This is a genomic window from Pseudomonas sp. B33.4 (genome assembly GCF_034555375.1).
Lineage (GTDB): Bacteria > Pseudomonadota > Gammaproteobacteria > Pseudomonadales > Pseudomonadaceae > Aquipseudomonas.
In genome coordinates, this window is sequence record NZ_CP140706.1 from 4,861,233 (window position 1) to 4,880,664 (window position 19,432).

General features: G+C 59.8%; 19 protein-coding genes. 9 read left to right on the plus strand and 10 right to left on the minus strand.

Annotation, left to right across the window (positions count from 1 at the left end):
• Window positions 1-158 precede the first annotated feature (158 nt).
• From fabA to U6037_RS21415, 3 genes are all read left to right on the plus strand, one after another.
• Complete coding sequence (gene fabA / locus U6037_RS21405; RefSeq protein WP_003227150.1) at window positions 159-674, plus strand: 3-hydroxyacyl-[acyl-carrier-protein] dehydratase FabA; 516 nt, start codon at window positions 159-161, stop codon at window positions 672-674.
• A gap of 11 nt (window positions 675-685) precedes the next feature.
• A complete protein-coding gene (gene fabB / locus U6037_RS21410; RefSeq protein WP_008087472.1) occupies window positions 686-1,906 on the plus strand; it encodes a beta-ketoacyl-ACP synthase I in 1,221 nt (406 codons plus the stop codon).
• A 390-nt stretch (window positions 1,907-2,296) separates the two neighbouring features.
• Entirely contained in the window at window positions 2,297-2,485 is a 189-nt protein-coding gene (locus U6037_RS21415) for a hypothetical protein (RefSeq protein ID WP_007917473.1), read from the plus strand.
• Window positions 2,486-2,554: 69 nt separating this feature from the next.
• Here the strand turns inward: U6037_RS21415 and U6037_RS21420 are convergent, their stop codons facing one another.
• The 8 genes from U6037_RS21420 to U6037_RS21455 form a co-directional block, all read right to left on the minus strand.
• Window positions 2,555-3,097, minus strand: coding sequence for a DUF2058 domain-containing protein (locus U6037_RS21420; RefSeq protein WP_016987455.1), 543 nt, complete (start codon window positions 3,095-3,097; stop codon window positions 2,555-2,557).
• 25 nt (window positions 3,098-3,122) lie between these two features.
• Window positions 3,123-3,956 carry a nucleoside triphosphate pyrophosphohydrolase gene (mazG, locus tag U6037_RS21425; RefSeq protein WP_322847349.1) on the minus strand — a complete coding sequence of 278 codons (834 nt, stop codon included), beginning with the start codon at window positions 3,954-3,956 and terminating at the stop codon, window positions 3,123-3,125.
• A 125-nt stretch (window positions 3,957-4,081) separates the two neighbouring features.
• Complete coding sequence (gene relA / locus U6037_RS21430) at window positions 4,082-6,325, minus strand: GTP diphosphokinase (protein WP_007917476.1); 2,244 nt, start codon at window positions 6,323-6,325, stop codon at window positions 4,082-4,084.
• A gap of 102 nt (window positions 6,326-6,427) precedes the next feature.
• Window positions 6,428-7,804, minus strand: a complete 1,377-nt coding sequence (rlmD, locus tag U6037_RS21435; RefSeq protein WP_322844447.1) for a 23S rRNA (uracil(1939)-C(5))-methyltransferase RlmD — start codon at window positions 7,802-7,804, stop codon at window positions 6,428-6,430.
• Window positions 7,804-8,706: a cysteine synthase CysM gene (gene cysM / locus U6037_RS21440; protein ID WP_026000780.1), complete on the minus strand. Its 903-nt coding sequence runs from the start codon at window positions 8,704-8,706 to the stop codon at window positions 7,804-7,806. The genes rlmD and cysM overlap by 1 nt, the downstream gene beginning before the upstream one ends.
• Window positions 8,707-8,813: 107 nt before the next feature.
• Window positions 8,814-9,839, minus strand: coding sequence for a PDDEXK nuclease domain-containing protein (locus U6037_RS21445; protein ID WP_322844448.1), 1,026 nt, complete (start codon window positions 9,837-9,839; stop codon window positions 8,814-8,816).
• Window positions 9,840-10,023: 184 nt separating this feature from the next.
• Window positions 10,024-11,448 (minus strand): sensor histidine kinase, encoded by a 1,425-nt coding sequence (locus U6037_RS21450; protein WP_322844449.1) that lies wholly within the window; start codon window positions 11,446-11,448, stop codon window positions 10,024-10,026.
• Entirely contained in the window at window positions 11,435-12,154 is a 720-nt protein-coding gene (locus U6037_RS21455) for a response regulator transcription factor (protein ID WP_322844450.1), read from the minus strand. Before U6037_RS21455 ends, U6037_RS21450 begins: the two co-directional genes overlap by 14 nt.
• Window positions 12,155-12,373: 219 nt before the next feature.
• Here U6037_RS21455 and U6037_RS21460 point away from each other — a divergent pair, with 219 nt between their 5' ends.
• Together U6037_RS21460 and U6037_RS21465 are read left to right on the plus strand one after the other, a co-directional pair.
• Complete coding sequence (locus tag U6037_RS21460; protein WP_322847350.1) at window positions 12,374-15,127, plus strand: response regulator; 2,754 nt, start codon at window positions 12,374-12,376, stop codon at window positions 15,125-15,127.
• A gap of 82 nt (window positions 15,128-15,209) precedes the next feature.
• Window positions 15,210-16,199: a 2-hydroxyacid dehydrogenase gene (locus U6037_RS21465; RefSeq protein WP_322844451.1), complete on the plus strand. Its 990-nt coding sequence runs from the start codon at window positions 15,210-15,212 to the stop codon at window positions 16,197-16,199.
• Window positions 16,200-16,211: 12 nt separating this feature from the next.
• Here the strand turns inward: U6037_RS21465 and U6037_RS21470 are convergent, their stop codons facing one another.
• Window positions 16,212-16,664, minus strand: coding sequence for a hypothetical protein (locus U6037_RS21470; protein ID WP_322844452.1), 453 nt, complete (start codon window positions 16,662-16,664; stop codon window positions 16,212-16,214).
• Between the two features lie 133 nt (window positions 16,665-16,797).
• On the opposite strand from U6037_RS21470, the gene U6037_RS21475 reads away from it, so the two are divergent.
• Together U6037_RS21475 and U6037_RS21480 are read left to right on the plus strand one after the other, a co-directional pair.
• Window positions 16,798-17,232 carry a hypothetical protein gene (locus U6037_RS21475; protein ID WP_322844453.1) on the plus strand — a complete coding sequence of 145 codons (435 nt, stop codon included), beginning with the start codon at window positions 16,798-16,800 and terminating at the stop codon, window positions 17,230-17,232.
• Window positions 17,232-17,636 carry an META domain-containing protein gene (locus U6037_RS21480; RefSeq protein WP_242205952.1) on the plus strand — a complete coding sequence of 135 codons (405 nt, stop codon included), beginning with the start codon at window positions 17,232-17,234 and terminating at the stop codon, window positions 17,634-17,636. The genes U6037_RS21475 and U6037_RS21480 overlap by 1 nt, the downstream gene beginning before the upstream one ends.
• Window positions 17,637-17,902: 266 nt before the next feature.
• On the opposite strand, the gene U6037_RS21485 is transcribed toward U6037_RS21480, so the two are convergent.
• Entirely contained in the window at window positions 17,903-18,370 is a 468-nt protein-coding gene (locus U6037_RS21485; RefSeq protein WP_322844454.1) for a TlpA disulfide reductase family protein, read from the minus strand.
• A 113-nt stretch (window positions 18,371-18,483) separates the two neighbouring features.
• Between U6037_RS21485 and arsC the strand changes: the two genes are divergently transcribed.
• Window positions 18,484-18,837 carry an arsenate reductase (glutaredoxin) gene (gene arsC / locus U6037_RS21490; protein WP_322844455.1) on the plus strand — a complete coding sequence of 118 codons (354 nt, stop codon included), beginning with the start codon at window positions 18,484-18,486 and terminating at the stop codon, window positions 18,835-18,837.
• The gene (wrbA, locus tag U6037_RS21495) at window positions 18,834-19,430 is read left to right on the plus strand and encodes an NAD(P)H:quinone oxidoreductase (RefSeq protein WP_242205958.1); all 597 of its coding nucleotides are present in this window, start codon (window positions 18,834-18,836) and stop codon (window positions 19,428-19,430) included. The genes arsC and wrbA overlap by 4 nt, the downstream gene beginning before the upstream one ends.
• Window positions 19,431-19,432 lie beyond the last annotated feature (2 nt).

Below are 19,432 nucleotides of genomic sequence, written 5' to 3' on the forward strand. Positions count from 1 at the left end.
AAAAATTTCAGTGCACAAGTGTACATTCATGTCCTTGGTGCTGTGACTTTCACCACAACGCAATAGTCTATGAGTAGGCTGCCGGTTCGAGGCATGAACGCTTCGAACGGTCGGGAAGATTTGCCCCACCTGCCGCATGGGATTATTGAGGAGCTCGCATGACCAAACAAAACGCCTTTACTCGGGAAGATCTGCTGCGCTGCAGTCGCGGTGAGCTGTTCGGCCCAGGTAACGCGCAACTGCCCGCCCCGAACATGCTGATGGTTGATCGCATCACTTTGATCAGCGAAGAAGGCGGCAAGTACGGCAAAGGTGAATTGGTCGCCGAACTGGATATCAACCCTGACCTGTGGTTCTTCGCGTGCCACTTCGAAGGCGATCCGGTGATGCCGGGCTGCCTGGGTCTGGATGCCATGTGGCAACTGGTCGGCTTCTTCCTGGGCTGGCAAGGCTTGCCGGGCCGTGGCCGTGCGCTGGGTTCGGGCGAAGTGAAATTCTTCGGTCAGGTACTGCCGACCGCCAAGAAAGTCACCTACAACATTCATATCAAACGCGTCCTCAAGGGCAAGCTGAACCTGGCCATTGCCGATGGTTCGGTGACTGTCGACGGTCGCGAAATCTACACCGCCGAAGGCCTTCGCGTCGGCGTGTTCACCTCCACTGACAACTTCTAAGGGTTATTCGCATGCGCCGCGTCGTTATCACTGGTCTGGGCATTGTTTCGTGCCTGGGCAATGACAAAGAGACCGTCTCCGCTAACCTGCGTGCAAGCCGCCCTGGCATCCGGTTCAACCCGGAATATGCCGAAATGGGTCTGCGTAGCCAGGTTTCCGGCTCCATCGACCTCAACCTTGAAGAGCTGATCGATCGCAAGATCTATCGCTTCGTCGGCCACGCAGCGGCTTACGCCTACCTGGCCATGAAAGACGCCATTGCTGACTCCGGCCTGACCGAAGAGCAAGTGTCCAACCCGCGTACCGGTCTGGTGGCTGGTTCGGGTGGTGCTTCCACGCTGAACCAGATGGAAGCGCTGGACATCCTGCGCGAGAAAGGCGTGAAACGCGTTGGCCCGTACCGTGTAACGCGGACCATGAGCAGCACCGTTTCCGCTTGCCTGGCCACGCCATTCAAGATCAAGGGCCTGAACTACTCCATCGCTTCTGCCTGCGCCACCAGTGCTCACTGCATCGGTACCGCCATGGAACAGATCCAGATGGGCAAGCAGGACATCGTCTTCGCCGGTGGCGGTGAAGAAGAGCACTGGAGCCAGTCGTTCCTGTTCGACGCCATGGGCGCTCTGTCCAGCAAGCGTAACGACACTCCGGAACAAGCTTCCCGTGCCTACGACAAAGACCGTGACGGTTTCGTCATCGCTGGCGGTGGCGGCATGGTCGTGGTTGAAGAGCTGGAACACGCTCTGGCCCGTGGCGCGAAGATCTACGCCGAAATCGTTGGCTACGGCGCAACGTCCGACGGCTACGACATGGTTGCCCCGAGTGGCGAAGGCGCGATCCGCTGCATGCAGATGGCGATGTCCACCGTTGATACCCCGATCGACTACCTGAACACCCACGGCACCTCGACTCCGGTCGGCGACGTTGCGGAAATGAAAGGTGTGCGTGAAGTGTTCGGCGACAAAGCCCCTGCGATCAGCTCGACCAAGAGCCTGTCCGGTCACTCCCTGGGCGCTGCCGGCGTTCACGAAGCGATCTACTGCATGCTGATGATGGAAGGCAACTTCATTGCCGGTTCCGCCAACATCGACGAGCTGGACCCGGAAGTGGCCGATCTGCCGGTGCTGACCAAGACCCGCGAGAACGCCACCATCAACACCGTGATGAGCAACAGCTTCGGCTTCGGCGGCACCAACGCCACGCTGGTGCTGAAGCGCTGGGAAGGCAAGTAATTCCCCGCTGCTGAGCCACACATGAAAACGCCCCGACTGGTTCGGGGCGTTTTTTTCGTCTGCAGAAAACTCATGGCCGACACAAATCCCCTGTGTAGGAGCTGCCGAAGGCTGCGATCTTTTGACTTTGATTTTTAAAAGACAAGATCAAAAGATCGCAGCCTTCGGCAGCTCCTACACAAGGGTTCGCATGGGTCTGAAAATGAAACTTCTGTCATGAAACTTACCGCCCTGCGACCGAATGTCGCGGATTTAGCGGGCTGCAGCACTGTTGCAAAAAACGCAACAACACCTTGCACAAATCAGCCGTTTACTTAGCAAGCTAACAAATCATATAACAGAGTCCTGCACACGCCTTGCTGCAGATAACTTGAGATTTGGAGCTAGCAGATGACTGTAAAAGTAACTGAACGCGACGATTCACACATGTCCCACGAAGGCGTAGCCGCCGGTATCCGCATCTGGGATGTGCATCAACAAGACTTGCTGGTCGGCATGTTCCACAACGAGATCGACGCCCACAACTACAAGGCCGAACTGGAAGTGCAAGAACAGCAACGGGATCTGAAATCCGCCTGATTCAACCACAGCATTGAAAACGACAAACCCCGCAAAAGCGGGGTTTGTCGTTGTTACAGCTTTATCGATTTACCACATCAGATCATCAGGGATCTGATACGCCGCGTACGGATCGTCCTCGGTGCTGACTTCTTCGGTCTGCACGTTGAGCTGGACGATGCGCTGCGGATCGCGCTCCTGGATCTTCAGGGCCGCTTCACGCGGGATCACTTCGTAGCCGCCGGCATGGTGCACGATCGCCAGCGAGCCGCTGCTGAGCTTGTTGCGCATCAGCGTGTTGACCGAGATGCGCTTGACCTTCTTGTCGTCGACGAAGTTGTAGTAGTCCTCAGTGGTCAGCTTCGGCAGACGCGAGACTTCAATCAACTGCTTGACCTGCGCCGCACGCGCCTTGGCTTCGGCTTTTTCTTTCTGCTGACGGTTCAGCTCCTGGTCGCGCTTGACCTTCTCGGCCATGGCTTCCTGAGCCGCACGCTGCTGCGAGTCATCCAGCTCGATCTGGCCTTTATGCGCCAGACGCTGCTGCTTCTGCTTGTCCTTGCTGACCTGTTTGGCCTGCTTTTGGTTGACCAGGCCTGCTTTGAGCAACTGGTCGCGAAGGGAAATACTCATGGGACTTACTCACTTGGGCAGTTGCTCAGCCGCAGCCGGGCACATTCTTTTCCTGACGTTTGGCTTCACCCCACAGGGCGTCCAACTCTTCGAGGGTGCAATCTTCTATGGGACGGAGGGTGTCGCGCAATGCCTGTTCGATAAATCGGAAACGTCTTTCGAACTTGCCGTTGGCCCCACGCAGCGCGGTTTCCGGGTCGACCTTTAGATGCCGGGCCAGATTGACCACGGAAAACAGCAGGTCACCGATCTCGTCAGCCACGGCGACGGGATCATTTTCGGCCATGGCTTCGAGGACTTCGTCGAGTTCCTCGCGCACCTTGTCGAGCACTGGCAAGGCGTCTGGCCAGTCGAAACCGACCTGCCCTGCGCGTTTCTGCAACTTGGCCGAACGCGACAATGCCGGCAACGTGGCCGGCACATCGTCGAGCAGTGACAGTTGCTCAGGCGCGGCGGACTTCTCGGCGCGTTCTTCGGCTTTGATCTCTTCCCAGCGTTGCTTGACCTGTTCTTCGCTCAGTCGCGGCACATCCAGCGGCGCGTACAGATCACCCGTTGGAAAAACGTGGGGATGACGACGGATCAGCTTGCGGGTGATGCTGTCGATCACCCCGGCAAATTCGAAACGCCCTTCTTCCTTGGCCAACTGGCTGTAATACACCACCTGGAACAGCAGATCGCCCAACTCGCCCTGCAAATGATCGAAGTCGCCACGCTCGATGGCGTCGGCCACTTCGTAAGCTTCTTCAAGGGTGTGCGGAACGATGGTCGCGTAGGTTTGCTTGATGTCCCACGGGCAACCGTACTGCGGATCGCGCAGCCGGCTCATGAGGTGGAGCAGGTCTTCAAGGCTGTAAATCATTTCTCTGTCTCACCACAAAACCTGTAGGAGTGAGCCTGCTCGCGATCGCGGTGTATCAGCCACCATTAATGTTGACTGACACTCCCTCATCGCGAGCAGGCTCACTCCTACATTGGTCATCTTCAGGGCGTGCGGTTACGCCGCGTTTCGATGATGTTCGGCAACTGCGAAATCCGCCCAAGCAATCGCCCCAGCGCATCCAGCCCCGGGATCTCGATAGTCAGCGACATCAGCGCAGTGTTGTCTTCCTTGTTCGAGCGGGTGTTGACCGCCAGCACGTTGATTCGCTCGTTGAGCAGCACCTGCGAGACATCACGCAGCAGACCGGAACGGTCGTAGGCGCGGATGACGATGTCGACCGGATAGGTGAGCACCGGCACCGGGCCCCAACTGACCTGAATGATCCGCTCTGGCTCGCGCCCGCCCAGCTGCAGCACCGAGGCGCAGTCCTGACGGTGAATGCTCACGCCACGGCCCTGAGTGATATAGCCGACGATCGCATCGCCCGGCAGCGGTTGGCAGCAGCCGGCCATCTGCGTCATCAGGTTGCCGACGCCCTGGATCTGAATGTCGCCGCGCTTTCCCGGTTTGTAACCGGTGGCTTTGCGCGGGATCAGTTCCAGCTGTTCGTTGCCGCGTTCCGGCTCGACCAGTTGCTGCGCGAGGTTGACCAGTTGCGCCAGACGCAGGTCGCCGGCCCCGAGGGCGGCGAACATGTCTTCGGCGGTTTTCATGTTGGCCTTGTCGGCCAGCTTGTCGAAGTCCACCGCCGGCAGACCGAGGCGCGTCAGTTCGCGTTCGATCAGGGTTTTACCGGCGGCAACGTTCTGGTCGCGCGCCTGCAATTTGAACCAGTGAACGATCTTCGCCCGCGCCCGCGAGGTGGTGACGTAACCGAGGTTGGAGTTCAGCCAGTCGCGGCTCGGCGTGCCGTGCTTGCTGGTGATGATCTCGACCTGTTCACCAGTCTGCAGGCTGTAGTTGAGCGGGACGATGCGCCCATTGATCTTCGCGCCACGGCAGTTGTGGCCGATCTCGGTGTGCACGCGGTAAGCGAAGTCCAGCGGCGTCGCGCCTTTCGGCAAGTCGATGGCGTGGCCGTCGGGGGTGAAGATGTAGACCCGATCAGGCTCGATATCGACGCGCAGCTGTTCCGCCAGACCACCGATATCGCCCAGCTCTTCGTGCCACTCGAGGACCTGACGCAGCCAGGAGATTTTCTCTTCGTAGTGGTTCGAACCGGATTTGACGTCGGTGCCCTTGTAGCGCCAGTGCGCGCAGACGCCGAGTTCGGCCTCTTCGTGCATCGAGTGCGTACGGATCTGCACCTCAAGCACCTTACCCTCAGGGCCGATCACCGCCGTGTGCAGCGAGCGGTAGCCGTTTTCTTTCGGGTTGGCGATGTAGTCGTCGAATTCCTTCGGAATGTGCCGCCACAAGGTATGGACGATACCGAGCGCGGTGTAGCAGTCGCGCATCTCCGGCACCAGCACGCGCACCGCACGCACGTCGTAGATCTGGCTGAACTCCAGACCCTTGCGCTGCATTTTGCGCCAGATCGAATAGATGTGTTTGGCCCGGCCGCTGATGTCGGCATCGACGCCGGTGGCCTGCAATTCGTCCTTGAGCTGGGTCATCACGTCGGCGATGAAACGCTCGCGATCAAGCCGTCGCTCGTGGAGCAACTTGGCGATCTGCTTGTATTGATCAGGCTCGAGATAACGGAAGGACAAATCCTCCAGTTCCCATTTGATATGACCGATGCCGAGGCGGTGCGCGAGCGGCGCGTAGATGTCGAAGACTTCCCGGGCAACACGGTTACGCTTCTCGTCGTCGGCGGTTTTCACCGCACGGATGGCGCAGGTACGTTCGGCGAGTTTGATCAGCGCGACGCGCACATCGTCGACCATCGCCACGAGCATTTTGCGCAGGTTCTCCACCTGCCCTTGCGTGCCCATGACCATCGACTGGCGCGGACTGAGGCTGGCACTGATCGCCGCCATGCGCTGCACGCCGTCGATCAGCTTGGCGACCACCGGGCCGAAGCGCTGGCCGACGGCCGCAAGTTCGATCTGGCCTTCGCGTACGCCGCGATACAGAACCGCCGCGACCAGCGAATCCTGATCGAGCTTGAGGTCGGCGAGAATCTCGGCGATTTCCAGGCCCGTACTGAAACTGCCCGAGCCTTCGGCCCACAGATTCTTCTTGGCATTGGACTGTTGCTCGGCCTCGCGAGCGAACTCGCAGGCTTCTTTCAAGGCTTCGCGATCCAGTGCCAGATCGACACTGACCGCGTGATCGAGCCAAGCCTCGAGATTGATACTGCCGTCAGTGTTGATCGGCTGGTGTGCTCTCACCTGTACCATCTTGCATTACCTTCCCTACGACGCAGATTCAATGCGTCAAAATCGCTGACCTCTATTGCCCGGTTGCGCTCACGGGGCTAATGCGAGCGCTGCACGGACAGATCAGACGGATTCAGACGAGCCATCCTGGCTCGCTTCAAATAACGCCATGGCCTCGACATGTGCCGTCTGAGGAAACATATCGAGAATCCCGGCACGTTTTAACCGGTAGCCCTGCTTGATCAATTCGACCGTATCGCGCGCCAGAGTTGCAGGGTTGCACGACACATACACCAACCGTTTGGCACCCAGGGTCGCCAGCTTGCGAACCACCTCGAAAGCACCGTCACGCGGTGGGTCCAAGAGTACCGCAGAAAAGCCGTTGCCGATCCACTGGGCATCGCTCAAAGGCTGGGATAAATCGGCTTGAAAAAACTTTGTGTTATGCAAATTGTTACTGGCGGCGTTGGCTTCAGCGCGATCGACCATGGTCTGAACGCCTTCCACCGCAACGACTTCGCGCACGGTTTTGGCCAGTGGCAAGGCAAAATTGCCGAGGCCGCAGAACAGATCCAGCACGCGCTCCTCGCTACGCGGTTTCAGCCAGTCCAGCGCCTGCGCGACCATGGCTTCGTTGACGCCGGCGTTGACCTGGATGAAATCACCTGGCCGATACGCCAGATCCAGATTCCATGTCTCCAGGCGATAACCGAGGCTCAGACCGGCATCGACCGGCTGAGGTTCACCCTCGCCATGCAGCCACAACTGCGCTTCATGGAACTGGCAGAAGTCCTTGAGGATCGTCAGGTCCGCTTCGGACAACGGCGCCATATGCCGCAGCAATACCGCCAGTGACGAACCGCTGAACAATTCGACATGCCCCAACGCCTGCGGTTTGCTCAAACGACGGAGCATCTCCGGCAAACGGGTCATGATCGGCTGCAAGGGCTGTACCAGCACCGGGCATTCGCTGATTGCGACGATGTCCTGACTGCCAGCGGCACGGAAACCGACTTCGAGTTTCTTCGCCTTCATGTCCCAGCGCACGGCGATCCGGGCGCGGCGGCGATAGCCGAATTCGGGACCGGTCAGCGGTTCTGCCCACTCTTCAGGTTCGACACCGGCAACGCGCGACAATTGCTCGGCGAGCATGCGCTGTTTCAGGGCGAGTTGTTCTTCATGGGGCAAATGCTGCACGCTGCAACCGCCGCAACGGCCGGCGTGCTGACAGGGTGTCGGGCGGCGCAGTTCGCTGGCTTTGAACACGCGCTCAGTGCGCGCCTCGACCACTTTGCCGTGGGCGCCGAGCACCCGCGCTTCGACCTCTTCACCGGCAAGGGCGCCGAGGACGAACCAGGTTTTGCCTTCGAAAAACGCGATACCGCGACCGTCATTGGCCAGGCGCTCAATGCTCAAGCGCTGCTTTTTGCCGGTCGGGATTTGCGCGGCCTTGCTGCCGCCCGTGGGCTGGAAGCGCAGGCCTCTCTCGTGCTTGGCCATCAGTTGGGCGCGTCGAAAATGCCGGTCGACAGGTAACGGTCGCCACGGTCGCAAATGATCGCGACGATCACCGCGTTTTCAACTTCTTTGGACAGGCGCAGCATCGCTGCCACCGCACCGCCCGAGGACACGCCACAGAAGATGCCTTCTTCGCGGGCCAGACGCCGGGTGACGTCTTCGGCTTCGCTTTGCGCCATGTCGACGATACGGTCGACGCGGTCGGCCTGATAGATCTTCGGCAGGTATTCCTGCGGCCAGCGACGGATGCCCGGAATGGCCGAGCCTTCCATCGGCTGCAGACCGACGATCTGCACGCTGTCGCTCTGTTCTTTCAAGTAGCGCGAAACGCCCATGATGGTGCCGGTGGTGCCCATCGAACTGACGAAATGGGTGATAGTGCCCTGGGTCTGACGCCAGATTTCCGGGCCGGTGGTGGTGTAGTGCGCTTCAGGATTATCGCCGTTGGCGAACTGATCGAGCACCTTGCCACGGCCTTCGGCTTCCATACGCTGGGCGAGGTCGCGGGCGCCTTCCATGCCTTCTTCCTGGCTGACCAGAATCAGCTCGGCACCGTACGCGGTCATCGCCGCTTTGCGCTCGGCGCTGGAGTTGTCCGGCATGATCAGGATCATTTTGTAACCCTTGATCGCTGCAGCCATGGCCAGAGCAATACCGGTGTTACCCGAGGTCGCTTCGATCAGCGTATCGCCGGCGTGGATCTGCCCGCGCAACTCGGCGCGAGTGATCATCGACAACGCCGGACGGTCCTTGACCGAACCCGCCGGGTTATTCCCTTCGAGCTTGAGCAATAGGGTGTTGCTGGTAGCACCGGGCAGGCGCTGCAAACGCACCAGCGGCGTGTTGCCGACGCAATCGGCGATGGTTGGGTACTGCAGGGTCATGGCGTATTCGCAATCCAGACGTGCGGGGGCGCCTATCATACCGGCAAACCCGCGCAGGCCATATCACGCAAAGTGCGGTGCTTATGGTTTATGGGAATAAGCAGCGGTTAGTCGCTATTTTCTGCTGGCGCCGTATCCATTGCATAAAACTCATGCAACTTGGCCTGCAGCAATTGCTTATCCGGCAGACAGGTTTGATATTCCGCTATCAATGCGGGCGAAAGACTGCGATTGAGTGCGTACTCGACGACCTCATCTTCCTTGCTTGCACACAGCAGGACTCCGATGGCCGGGCTTTCGTGAGGCTTTCGGACATTGCGATCCAGCGCCTCCAGATAGAAATCCAGTTTGCCGAGGTATTCCGGCTCAAAACGGCCGACCTTGAGCTCAATGGCTACAAGGCAGTTGAGCCCTCGGTGGAAGAACAGAAGGTCGAGAGAGAAATCCCGACCGCCTACCTGCAACGGATATTCGGAACCGACAAAGCAGAAGTCGCGACCAAGTTCGATCAGGAATTCCTTGAGGCGAGATAACAGGCCTTGGTGCAGATCGGTTTCAGAATGAGCGCCGGGCAAGTCGAGAAATTCGACCATGTAGGAATCGCGGAATATCTCGAGAGCTTCGGGGTGGGATTGCTGCAGTGCGGCGGAGGCTTTTGCAGGATCGGTGACGCTTCGCTCAAACAAAGCAGACTTGAATTGGCGTTCCAGTTCGCGCTTCGACCACTGTTCCTGAACGGCCATTCGCAGGTAGAACCCACGCTCTTCCGGGTGTTTGCTCTGGCTCAAAATGATCATGTTATGAGTCCACGGCAATTGTCTCACCAGTGGTGAGACAATTGGATCGTCCCGATAGGTTTCATAAAACTGGCGCATTCGGAACAGATTTGGTCGGGTGAAACCACGCAAGCCCGGTTGGGTATACGCCAGATGTGCGGCCAGTTGAGTTATGACCGAATCGCCCCACTCCGCCTGCTCAATCTTACGACTGATATGCGCTCCCACCAGCCAATAAAGCTCAATCAGCTGTGTATTGACCGCTTGCATGGCCTTATGTCTGGAACTGTGAATCAGCGCGAGCACTTCGTTGAAACGTTCGCCATCCGGGCTGCCAGTAACGCTGGATACAGTCATGCGCAATTCCTTGAAGATCAGGTGAAGCACGAGCCTAACCCCTTCAGGAAGCTTGAAATGACCGCCGATGCAACTTGGGAAATGTCGTACAAAAAAAGGCGAGCGCTCCCGCAAAACCGGAGGATTGGCCACCCGAATGGACTACATCGCGAGCAGGCTCACTCCTACAGGAGATCAGCGTTGTTCACACGATCTGCGGCGAACCGAGTTCCAATGTAGGAGCGAGCCTGCTCGCGAAGGCGTCAGTCGGCGCGACACCATCATCCGCCAGCAACCGCAGATTCAACCGCAACCCCGCCCCGCCATTCTCCGCCCAAATACTTCCGCCCTGGCGCTGCACGGCATTGCGCGCGATGCTCAGCCCCAAGCCAAAACCGCCATCACCGGGCCGCGAGCCGTCGAGTCGGGTGAACGGTGAGAAGATCCGTTCCAGATCAGCTTCCGCTACGCCGCCGCCCTGATCTTCCAGCCACAGATGCCAGAAATCGCCATCGCGCCGTCCATCAAGACGCACGATCCCGCCCGCCGGCGAATGCCGAATGGCGTTGCGCAAAATGTTCTCCAGCGCCTGCGCCAGCGTATTCAGATTGCCGCGCACCCAGCACGACTCGTCCACCGCACACTGCAATTGCAGACTCGGCCAGCCGCTTTCATAACAGGCGTTATCAGTGAGCATTTCCCACAAGGCCTGGATCTGAATGGCTTCATCCGGCAGCGGAGTGCGATCGGTGTCGAGCCAGGCCAGTTGCAGGGTGTCTTCGACCAGTCTTTGCATACCGTCGACTTCACGACCGATGCGTTCGCGCAATTGCGGCAAACCCTGTTCGCTTTCGCTGGCAACGCGCAGTCGGCTCAGCGGCGTGCGCAATTCGTGGGACAGATCGCGTAGAAGTTGCTGTTGCAAAGCGACGGTGGATTGCAGGCGTTCGGACATCGAGTCGAACGCCCTGGCCAGCTCGCCGAGTTCGTCCGGGCGCTGAGTGATGCCGCTCGACAGCCGCACATTCAATTGATCGGCGCGCCAGGCATTGGCCTGTTCGCGCAGGTTGTTCAGTGGCACGACCAGCAAGCGATAAAGACCGACACACAGCAATAACGTGAACAGACCGGGAATCACGCCGTTGGTGATGACGCGCCAGAACACGCGATATTTACCCGGCAGGAATCGCTCGGGCAATTCGATCACCAAGCTGCCGGCAGACGGTTCTTTGGGAAACGGTACGCGCAGCCACGGTCGACCCTGTTTGTGAATTGGCCAGTCGAGACCACGCAAGAACGTCAGGTGCTGGATTTCCTGTTCATTCAGCGGATCGCTGCTCAACGACTGCAAGTTGCCGCCGATGACACCGACCCAACTGGCTTCACGCAACTCCATGCTCTGCAACCAGTCATCGACCCCGCTACGGCCGCCGTGCTGCCACGCTTGCTCGGCTTGCGCGGCGTAACGGCTAAGCGTGCCGCGTGCCTCGTCGGAGAGGAACTGGTTGCGCTCCTCCATATAACGTCCCCACGACCAGCTCAGCCAGATCATCAGCAGACAAAACGCGACCAGCAGAAACGCCAGTTTCCAGAACAGCGAATGCCGCCCCGGCAGTTCAGATCGTTTCATCTGCAGCACTCAAGACGTAACCCTTGCCCCAGACGGTGCGCACTTCACGCTCGGTGTAACCGATGGCTTTGAGCTTGCGGCGGATCTGGCTGATATGCATGTCGAGACTGCGGTCATGGGCCGCGTATCCACGCTGCAGAACGTGCTGATAAAGGAAGGCTTTGCTCAGCACTTCTTCGTCATTGCGATTGAGGGTTTCCAGCAAACGGTATTCGCTACGGGTCAGCCCGGCGGCTTGCTCGCGGAAAAACACATCGCACTGTTCGTCATCGAATCGCAGCGTACCGGCCGCCACTGGCTTTGCGAGCGCGGCCGGGCGCCGATCCAGCGCGACCCGACGCAGGATCGCTTCGATGCGCACATGCAGCTCGGCCATGCTGAACGGCTTGGGCAAATAATCGTCGGCGCCGAGACGAAAACCACTGATGCGATCGGCCTCGGCACCCAGGGCCGACATCAGCAGCACCGGCGTCGAATGGCTCTGGCGCAATTGTGTCAACACATTCAAACCGTCCAGGCCCGGCAACAGGATGTCCATCAGCACCACGTCGAACGGCTGGCGCCTGGCGATGCTCAGGCCTTCCTGGCCGTTCTGACACCAGGTCACCTGAAAGCCGCTGCGGCCCAGATGTTCGTGGACATAGGCGCCGAGAACCGGATCGTCTTCGATGGAAAGAATGCGTGGCTGGCCGGAAACAGGAGTCATGAGTATCTGCAAGTAATTCTCAGTTGAGAGTGATTATTCAAGATTGTCGGACAGCGGGCAACACACGGCTGCCCTTTCTGACAAACGAGCACCGGCGCCCCGACCCACTCTGAGCGCATTTTTCCGAAGATTGCCTGCGAGCAAATCGCTACACTGCGCCCATGTCGCGTGCCGGATGCACGCATGAGTCAACAGATCAGCGGGATGCAGGAGATAGGCGTGCTCAAGAAACTGGGAATCAAAGGTCGCGTGTTGTTGCTGACCTTGTTGCCGACCAGCCTGATGGCGCTGGTGCTGGGTGGTTATTTCACCTGGACGCAGCAGTCCGACTTGCAGAGCCAATTGATGCAGCGCGGCGAGATGATCGCCGAGCAGCTGGCGCCGCTGGTCGCACCCGCCATGGGTCACGGCAACAGCGATCTGCTGGAGCGCATTGCCACGCAGTCCCTTGAACAACCGGATGTGCGCGCGGTGACCTTCCTCGCCCCGGACCGCTCGCCATTGGCCCACGCTGGCCCGACCATGCTCAATCAGGCGCCCAGCGGCGACAGCGCGCAATTGCAACGGCGCAGCGGCAATGACGCGACGCGCTACCTGATGCCGGTGTTCGGCAAACATCGCAACCTCGCCGGCGAATTGATCCCGCAAGAGTCCGACCGTTTGCTCGGCTGGGTCGAACTGGAACTGTCGCACAACGGCATGCTGCTGCGCGGTTATCGCAGTCTGTTTGCCAGTCTGCTGCTGATTGCCGCCGGTCTGGCGGGCGCGGCACTGCTGGCGTTGCGCATGGGGCGCACGATCAATCGCCCGCTGAGCCAGATCAAACAAGCCGTTGCGCAACTCAAGGACGGCCATCTGGAAACGCGTTTGCCGCCGCTCGGCAGTCAGGAGCTGGACGAACTGGCGTCGGGCATCAACCGCATGGCCGGTACCCTGCAAAACGCCCGCGAAGAGTTGCAGCACAGTGTCGATCAGGCCACCGAAGACGTGCGCCAGAACCTGGAAACCATCGAGATCCAGAACATCGAACTGGACCTGGCGCGCAAAGAAGCGCTGGAAGCCAGCCGGATCAAGTCCGAATTCCTCGCCAACATGAGCCACGAGATCCGCACGCCGCTCAACGGCATTCTCGGTTTCACCCATCTGTTGCAGAAAAGCGAACTGACCCCGCGCCAGCTCAATTATCTGGGCACCATCGAAAAATCCGCCGACAGCCTGCTGGGGATCATCAACGAGATCCTCGACTTCTCGAAAATCGAGGCCGGCAAACTGGTGCTCGACCATATTCCGTTCAACCTGCGCGACCTGCTGCAGGACACCCTGACCATCCTCGCCCCCGCTGCGCACGCCAAGCAGCTTGAGCTGGTCAGTCTGGTCTATCGCGACACACCGCTGTCACTGGTTGGTGACCCGCTACGCCTCAAACAGATCCTCACCAACCTGGTGAGCAACGCGATCAAGTTCACCCGCGAAGGCACTATCGTTGCCCGGGCGATGCTTGAAGAGGAAAATGAAGACAGCGTGCAACTGCGCATCAGCATTCAGGACACCGGCATCGGCCTTTCAAACCAGGACGTGCGCGCGTTGTTCCAGGCGTTCAGTCAGGCCGACAACTCACTGTCGCGTCAGCCGGGCGGCACCGGTCTGGGGCTGGTGATTTCCAAACGCCTGATCGAACAGATGGGCGGCGAAATCGGCGTCGACAGCACGCCGGGCGAAGGCTCGGAATTCTGGATCAGCCTGAGTCTGCCCAAGACCCGCGACGACGCCGAAGACCTGCCGGCCGCGCCATTGCTCGGCCGCCGCGTGGCAGTGCTGGAAAATCACGAGCTGGCGCGGCAGGCCTTGCAGCATCAACTGGAGGACTGTGGCCTCGATGTCACGCCTTTCAACACCCTCGAAACCTTGACCAACGGCGTCACCGGCGCGTACCAGACCGATCAGGCGATTGATCTGGCGGTGATTGGCATCACCAGCAACGACATGCTGCCCGAGCGTTTGAACCAGCACATCTGGGACCTCGAACATCTCGGTTGCAAAGTGCTGGTGCTGTGCCCGACCACCGAACAGACGCTGTTTCATTTATCGGTGCCGAACCCGCACAGCCAGTTGCAAGCGAAACCGGCCTGCACGCGTAAATTGCGTCGCGCGCTGGCCGATCTGGTCAACCCGCGCCAGCCCCGCAATGAGCCAGGCGAACCGCTGTCGAGCCGCGCGCCGAAAGTGCTCTGTGTCGACGACAACCCGGCCAACCTGCTGCTGGTGCAAACCCTGCTCGAAGACATGGGCGCCAAGGTACTTGCAGTGGAAAGCGGTTACGCGGCGGTCAAAGCCGTGCAGAGCGAATCTTTCGATCTGGTGCTGATGGACGTGCAGATGCCCGGCATGGACGGCCGCCAGAGCACCGAAACCATTCGCCAGTGGGAAAGCGAGCGGCACTGCACGCCGCTGCCGATCGTCGCCCTCACCGCCCACGCCATGGCCAACGAAAAACGCGCGCTGCTGCAAAGCGGCATGGACGACTACCTGACCAAACCGATCAGCGAGCGGCAATTGGCGCAGGTGGTGCTGAAATGGACCGGCCTGGCCTTGCGCAATCACGGGCCGGAACGGATCAGCGACAGTGCGGCGGGCAATAATGAACTGCCGGTGCTTGATCATGAGGAAGGCTTGCGCCTGGCTGCCGGCAAGGCTGACTTGGCGGCAGACATGTTGGCCATGCTGCTCGCCTCACTGGAAGCCGACCGCGAGGCCATTCGCACGGCTTGCGAAAACCGCGACCAGAATGCATTGATCGAACGCGTCCATCGCCTGCACGGTGCCACTCGTTATTGCGGCGTACCGCAATTGCGTGCAGCCTGTCAGCGCAGCGAAACCCTGCTCAAGCAAGATGACCCCAAGGCCGTGGCAGCGCTGGAAGAACTGGAGCGCGCGATCAACCGCCTCGCGGCGCAAGCGAAGATCAGTGCCTGATCCACGGCAATGTCGATCAACGCCAGCGCCGCTAAAGTGAGCCCGGGTGCTTCAATCCGCGTCGATGTTCCAGGAGGTATTCATGCGCACGATCGTTTTCAGTAGCCAGACCTACGACCGCGACAGCTTCCTCGCCGTCGATTGCCCGGCGGGTGTCGAGCTGCAGTTTCAACCAGCGCGGCTCAGCCTCGATACGGCGGCGCTGGCCGACGCGCATGAAGTGGTTTGCGCCTTCATCAATGATGACCTCAGCGCTCCAGTGCTCGAGCGTCTGGCCGCTGGCGGCACACGTCTGATAGCCCTGCGTTCGGCGGGTTACAACCATGTCGATCTGCTCGCCGCGAAACGCTTGGGACTGGCCGTGGTACGCGTGCCGGCCTACTCGCCGCACGCAGTGGCCGAACATGCCGTGGCGCTGATCCTGGCCCTCAACCGTCGTCTGCACCGTGCCTATAACCGCACCCGCGAGGGCGATTTCAGCCTGCATGGCCTGACCGGTTTCGACCTGGTCGGTAAAACCGTCGGGATTGTTGGCACCGGTCAGATCGGCGCGACCTTCGCGAAAATCATGCACGGTTTCGGCTGCGAGCTGCTGGCCTGCGATCCGTTCCCGAACCCGGATGTTCTGGCGTTGGGTGCGCGCTATCTGAGCTTGCCCGAACTGCTTGCGCAGTCGCGAATCATCAGCCTGCACTGCCCGCTCAACGAGCAGAGCAAACACCTGATCAACCGCGATTCACTGGCGCACATGCAGGCCGGCGCCATGCTGATCAATACCGGTCGCGGCGGTCTGGTCGATACGCCGGCATTGATTGACGCCTTGAAGGACGGCCAGCTCGGCTATCTGGGTCTGGATGTCTATGAAGAAGAGGCGCAACTGTTTTTCGAGGATCGCTCCGACCTGCCCTTGCAGGACGATGTGCTGGCGCGATTGCTGACCTTTCCCAACGTGATCATCACCGCGCACCAAGCCTTTCTGACGCGTGAAGCACTGGGTGCAATTGCCGCGACAACCTTGCACAACATCGCGACCTGGGCAGCGGGAACGCCACAGAACCAGGTCGAGGGCTGAGCGCTTTTCAGCTTATTTCGGTGAAAGCGAAGATGCCAGAACCAGCAACGCCAACCAGCCGAAGCCAAAAAAGCGCTGTTTCATCGAATGGCCGTAGCGCAGCAGGAACCAGACGAAAAACATCGGCAGCAGGAAGATCATGATCTTCAGCCAGCCTTCCACCGGCCGACTGCCGTCGGCATTGGCCTGCTCGGTAACAGGTTGCTCGGTGGGCTGCTGGCGCCGACGCCGCGCAGCGGCCGGCATGACTTTCGGCAACGGTTGCGGTGCAGGTGCCAGGGCGATGGCCTCGGGAACAGACTTGTTGCGCGGCAAGCTGCCGAACGAGATTGTCGAAGCCTGAACAGGCGCCGCTACGGTCTGCGCGTGTTCTGTTTGCTCCGCCATTGGAGCCCCACAATGAATGCACGCGTTGGCTTCGGAGCTGATGCTCTTCTTGCATTCATAACATTCGATCAGCGCCATGTTCCGTTCCTTCAGAGTCGAGGCCGGCAGTTTGCCATGAGCGTCCTCTCATTTGAACCTGATCGAAGGTCACACGCGCGCATCATTCTGCAATCAAGCCCGTGCTAGCATGTCGCGCATATTTGGAGGACCCATGGTCGAACACGATTTCCGCTATACCCTGATGAACCCGCAACACACCCTCACCGAATGCCGCGCCCTCGTTCCGGGCCGCTATCAGGTCACCGGCAATGGTGGCTCGATTCGCATCGGTGACGCCTTGTTGGTCACCCTCAAAGGCAGCAAGGACTTGTCCATGCGCCTGACCGTTGAAACCGTCCGCCACCTGATCAATCCGCCGGGCCAATGGACCGCGATGACTACAGGCCCGGTGTTTGGCGAACTGGCGATTCACACCTGGCAGGTCAACTGCGACAGCTGCGCCAAAGAGCTGAGCTTCGAATTTGCGGTAGACGCCAAACTTGGCAAAAACGCCGAGAAACCAGCTGCCACGGCACGCATCGCCGAGCTGGGCTGGAAAGCCGTTGGCGACAAGCATCTGTGCCCGAAATGCCAGGAGCCTGCGTGATGAAACGCCTTGCCCTGACCGCGCTGGTCGGTGTTGGTTTGGTGGGTTGCGCGGCGGAGCCTGTGCAACTGCAACAGAACCGCAGCTACATTCTGGAGTGGATCGGTGAGCGGCCATTGATGGATTACAGCCATCTGACCGTGACCCTGGGCGATGACGGCCGCGCCTACGGCAACGGTGGCTGCAACCATTGGTTCGCGCCGTACACGCTGGACGGTGACAAGCTGACTTTCGGCAAGATCGGCAAGACCCGCAAACTCTGTGCACCGGCGCTGATGGAGCAGGAGCAACGCTTCCTGCAGGCGCTGGAGCATGTCGAGCGCTGGGACATCTCGCCGATCGAGCAGATGCGTTTCTGGCCGGCTGAAGGCAAGCCGTTGCGTTGGTGGTTGGAAGAGGGCTAAGCCTCAAAGCCGCCAAAGCCCTCACCCTAGCCCTCTCCCAGAGGGAGAGGGAACTGATTGGGGGATATTGGAGAAGTACACCGACCTGACTGGCCATCGCCGAATCCATAATCGATCGAGGCCAGCTCTGGCGACTGCCTAAATGAGCGGATCTGGCTTTGGTGAATCCATAATCGACTGGTTTTTTCAGGTCGATGTACCTCGCCAGACACCTCGATCGGCTCCCTCTCCCCCCGGGAGAGGGCTGGGGTGAGGGGCTTTTGACGTTACTGGGTCGCCTGTAGAGCCTCAAGCTTGGCCATCACCCCCGCCGCCGTCTGCTCCCCCATCAATTGCTCACGCACCTTGCCCTTGTTGTCGATGATGTACGTTACCGGCAGCGCTTCACTGCGCGGCAACTCGAACAGCTCCGCCGGATCCTGCGCCAGCACAGTGAACTTGATGCCCAGTTTTTCACTGGCGTCTTTCAACTCCACGCCCTGCACATTGTCGAAGTTCACCCCGAACACGCCAACGTTCTTGCTCTTGAGCTCATCAGCCAAATGGTTGAGCTCCGGGATCTCGGTCCGGCACGGGCCGCACCATTCGGCCCAGTAGTTCAGCACCACCCATTGTTTGTCCAAACGCTCGGACGCAACCTTCTGACCGTTCTGGTCGATCCCGTAATCATTGCCGCAGCCCCCCAGCATCAACGCCCCGATTACCGTCAATGCCGCTGCCAATCGCCGTGTCATGTCGTGTTCCTTGTGAAAATTTGAAGGCGCCTGCGACCCATCGCCTCCGAAGGTTCTGGATTGCGCGCTGCACAGTTAGAATAGCCGCCACTTTACGCCAGAAGCGACCCGCCATGACCGATCTGACGCTTTATCACAATCCGCGCTGCTCGAAATCCCGCGGCGCACTGGAGCTTCTTGAAGCCCGCGGCCTGACCCCGAACGTCGTGCGTTACCTCGAAACCCCGCTGAATGCGGCGCAAATCAAGGCCCTGCTCGGCAAGCTCGGGATCAGCGCGCGCCAGTTGCTGCGCAGCGGGGAAGATGAATACAAAATGCTTCAGCTGGCTGACGAAAGCCTGAGTGAAGTGCAATTGATCGACGCCATCGCCCAACATCCGAAACTGATGGAACGGCCCATTCTTGAAGTCGGCGACAAAGCGGTCATCGGTCGTCCACCGGAAAATGTGCTGGAGTTGTTGCCGTGAGCGCGCCGTACATTCTGGTGCTGTATTACAGCCGCAGCGGCTCGACCAACGAGATGGCCCGGCAGATTGCCCGTGGTGTCGAGCAGGCCGGTCTCGAAGCGCGTTTACGCACGGTGCCGGCGATCTCGACCGAGTGCGAAGCCGTGGCTCCAGCCATTCCAGACGAAGGCGCGCTCTACGCCACCCTCGATGACCTGAAAAACTGCGCCGGCCTGGCGCTGGGCAGCCCGACGCGTTTCGGCAACATGGCGGCGCCGCTGAAGTACTTCCTCGATGGCACCAGCAACCTCTGGCTGACCGGCGCGCTGGTCGGCAAACCGGCCGGCGTGTTCACCTCTACCGCCAGTTTGCACGGCGGCCAGGAAACCACTCTGCTGTCGATGATGCTGCCGCTGCTGCACCACGGCATGCTCATCACCGGTCTGCCGTACAGTGAATCGGCGCTACTGGAAACCCAGGGCGGCGGCACGCCTTATGGCGCCAGCCACCACGCCGGGGCTGACGGTAAAAAAGGTCTCGATCAGCACGAAGTGGCGCTGTGTCGCGCACTGGGTCTGCGCCTGGCCAAGACTGCGCAGAAACTGGAGGGCTGACA